Genomic DNA, 3,462 nt, shown 5'->3' with positions numbered 1-3,462 from the left:
ACACCCTTGCTGTTCGGCTATACACTTCCCACTATCTGGGCGTGTTCAGGACTTTCACCTGTTAGAGTGCGCCCATGGCGCGCAAACTAAAAAACGCGTAGCGGCAAACCGCTACGCGTCATATTCAAAAAATTAGTTTTCAGCCAGGAACTCTGATTTTACATATCCTGTCTTGCCCTTGAACTCTACCTTAGCCCAACCGCTAGAATACTGTTCCTTGACATCGATAACATCACCGGGGAATACGCTTCCAAGAATTTCGGAATCTGTACTCTGACCCTGTCTGAACTTTACAGCTTCCTTAACAGTCATCTTGCCCTTTGCATAAACGCTGACTGAACCGGAATTATCTGTGGTCTCTTCCTTCTTCTCTTCCGTCTTTTCTTCCGTCTTTTCCTCTGTCTTCTCTTCTGTCTTCTCCTCGGTATCGGTATTCTCAGCTACCTGTTCAGCCTCAGCAGGCTGCTCCTCAGATACCTCTTCGAAATACTCGGTCTTTACGAAGGCTGTTCCGCCATTATATTCAATCTTACTCCAGCCGTTCTCAAGAGCCTCAAGCTGTGTGAATTCCTGACCAATCTCAGTTTTAGCTATCTTATCAGCTGTCTCTGAGTCAGAAGTTCTGATATTTACTACATCCTTAGCCTTAATCTTCTTAGTTACAGGCTGTTGTTCCTCTGCAGGCTGTTCCTCAGCAGGAGCAGCTTCAGCTTCGGTAGCTTCTGTGCCTTCAGCACCTGCCTCAGCGGTCTCGGGATTTTCTACAGCGGCGGTATCGGTGCCCTCAGCGGTTTCTTCAGCTGTTACTTCAAGAGCAGAAGTGTCTCCTGACTCAATAGCTGCAAGAGCTTCACCAACTGATACCTGAATTTTCTTACTCATTTCTGAAAGGAATGTCGCAAGATTCTCATTGGAAGCAATAATCTTGTTATAGTCATCGGCTACCGTATTATTTAGATCAACAACGTCAGCCTGAAGAGAAATATTACTGATATAATCTGTTACTTTATCGTCAACTACATCACCATTTATGAAAAGCTTGCCCTCTTCATCAGTGCAAACATACATAGTCTGCATTCCGGGAAGGGCAGTGTCATAGCCGTCAAATAACACTTCAGTGTAAACATAAGCAACATAACTTCCGGGAATCGGACCGGGCTTTGTATATACATCAACTGTAGGAATTCCGGAAATATACTTGGAAACCTCCTTGAGCCTGAGCTCCTCAGTAGACTCCAGTCCCTTATAGACACCCTTAATTGTATCCATATCTCCGGCTGCATAAGCACTAAAATATGTTGCCATTAGTTCGTTCACATCGTTATATGCGTTTTTCTCAAGGTCAACCTCCGGAACTACATAGCTTCCGTTCTCATCAACCGTAACCAGTGCTTCATCTGTATCAGTAGGCACTGTTCTATTATTAGCGTTAAGCGCAATGATAATTGTAATTGCCACAGCAACAATCAATACAAGCGGCATAACAAGCTTTTTATTATCAGAGATAAATTCCCAAAAATTCCTCTTGTCCTGAGCAGCAAACGGATTATCCGTCTTACTGTTCTTATTAAAATTCATTCCTTTAAAATTCATAATCTATTTCCTTCCTGTGACAAAAGATGCACCCGACAGGAATCGAACCTGCATTAAAGGCGTCGGAGGCCTCCGTTCTATCCATTAGACTACGGGTGCATAATTGTTACAGATTTATTACACGTACCCGACTATAATAACATAGTATCTCTGACCTGTTCAACCTTTTTTATATTATTTTCAGCAGCCCTGTCATAGTAATAAAGGCTGTTTGAGAGTACATCCTCCGGCAAAACGCAGGTCAAGTTTACATTTCTTATCATGTCTTCGAGCGTTCCGGGCTCATCTCCATAAAACAGTTCCTTCATGAACAATATTTCATGTATGGATGACGGAATGATATAAAAATTGTCCTGAAAAAAATCACCGACCTCCTTAAGAAGTCCGGGGTAGAGCAAAATCGTCGCCCCATTGGTATACCTGTCATTGCTCCCGATCAAAAATCCATTCGAAGTAGCTTCATTCGGGAAAAAGCTATGTCCTGTCCGTCTTTTTAAGAATTCGGCCATAGTAATGATTTCTGCGGGATATAGCCTTGGAGTGTTATCCATAGCCGCTTCATAGAGATCCTCTTCCGTTGCCTTCCAAACCTCCATCAGCTCATTCTTAATCGCCACACTACCCTCTATTCCTAAAGAAGTCATAGATATATAATAAACTACAGCGAGATCCTCCAACAATCTGTGGGGACACTCCTTTAGCTTCTCCTCATTTTCCTTGGCATTAACAAGTCTGAAGCAGATCTTATCATATATTCTATCGAAATCCGTAAAAAATGTAACATCCATTTTTTCAGGTACAAGGTGAGCATCCATCATCTTGATTATATCATTAAAAACACTATCAAAAACCTTTCCGTTTTCAAACTCTTTATAATATTCATCAAGATATAATGTAGGGCCACAGTTTCCTCCTATCATAGTCACGCAAAAGCCTGTCTTCTTAAGGCCATTGTTCTTTGTAACCTCATGCATGGAAACCCTTGCTCTATCTTTGTAATATTCTTTTGCCCTTTCCATAACTTCATTATAAAACTTCTCTTTTCTTACCATTTATCCTATTTACCTTTCAAATTAAATTTACTGAAAATAGACACAAAAAAGGCAATGAAAGATAAATAATTACTTTCATTGCCTTACAAGTCTATAAATACAATTTTTCAGTCAAACGGTAAATTAAACTCTGGAGAGGTATTCTCCTGATCTTGTATCAATCTTGATAACGTCACCTTCGTTAACGAAAAGCGGAACCTGAACAACAGCACCAGTCTCAACAGTAGCAGGCTTTGTAGCACCTGTAGCTGTATCACCCTTGAAGCCGGGCTCTGTCTCAGAAATAGCAAGCTCTACGAAAAGCGGAGGCTCAATAGCAAATACGTTGCCATTGTATGAGTTAACCTGAACTGTCTCATTCTCCTTAACATATTTCATAGAATCGCCTACCTGATCCTTTGTAAGAGAAATCTGCTCATAGGACTCATTATCCATGAAGTTGAAAAGATCACCATCAGCATAAAGATACTGCATATCCTTACGATCGATACGTGCTGCAGGGAACTTCTCTGTAGGACGGAAGGTTGTTTCCTTAACACCGCCATTGATGATATCCTTAAGCTTTGTTCTTACAAATGCTGCGCCCTTACCGGGTTTTACATGCTGGAATTCTATTATCTGACATACATTGCCATCGATTTCGATGGTCATACCGTTTCTGAAATCACTTGCAGAAATCATAAAAATCCTCCTAATAAATACAAATCAAACAACTAGTTAATATTATACTAAAGAAATTGAATTTTCAACACCTTTTTGTATTAATTCCTGTCGAGGCAAAAATCTATAGCTTCCAAATATCCCTTAAGACCATGTC

At 40.7% G+C, this 3,462-nt stretch carries 3 protein-coding genes and 1 tRNA gene; all 4 read right to left on the bottom strand.

What is annotated here, in order from left to right:
* Positions 1 to 132: 132 nt before the first annotated feature.
* Positions 133 to 1,593 (bottom strand): SH3 domain-containing protein, encoded by a 1,461-nt coding sequence (locus G586_RS0116840; RefSeq protein ID WP_026528642.1) that lies wholly within the window; start codon positions 1,591 to 1,593, stop codon positions 133 to 135.
* A gap of 27 nt (positions 1,594 to 1,620) precedes the next feature.
* A tRNA-Arg gene (locus G586_RS0116835) sits at positions 1,621 to 1,692 on the bottom strand.
* A gap of 32 nt (positions 1,693 to 1,724) precedes the next feature.
* Complete coding sequence (locus G586_RS0116830) at positions 1,725 to 2,645, bottom strand: DUF5688 family protein (protein ID WP_026528641.1); 921 nt, start codon at positions 2,643 to 2,645, stop codon at positions 1,725 to 1,727.
* A 123-nt stretch (positions 2,646 to 2,768) separates the two neighbouring features.
* Positions 2,769 to 3,326, bottom strand: a complete 558-nt coding sequence (gene efp, locus G586_RS0116825; RefSeq protein ID WP_026528640.1) for an elongation factor P — start codon at positions 3,324 to 3,326, stop codon at positions 2,769 to 2,771.
* Between the last annotated feature and the right edge of the window lie 136 nt (positions 3,327 to 3,462).

Origin of the sequence: Butyrivibrio sp. VCD2006 (assembly GCF_000423925.1) — a bacterium.
Lineage (GTDB): Bacteria > Bacillota > Clostridia > Lachnospirales > Lachnospiraceae > Butyrivibrio.
The sequence above is the reverse complement of the archived record's forward strand: the minus strand, read 5'-3'. Positions and strand labels throughout refer to the sequence as shown.

Bases quoted from the DNA above. Each gene is read 5' to 3' on its own strand.
- G586_RS0116840 (WP_026528642.1), bottom strand. From the start codon at position 1,593: ATGAATTTTAAAGGAATGAATTTTAATAAGAACAGTAAGACGGATAAT.
- G586_RS0116830 (WP_026528641.1), bottom strand. From the start codon at position 2,645: ATGGTAAGAAAAGAGAAGTTTTATAATGAAGTTATGGAAAGGGCAAAA.
- efp (WP_026528640.1), bottom strand. From the start codon at position 3,326: ATGATTTCTGCAAGTGATTTCAGAAACGGTATGACCATCGAAATCGAT.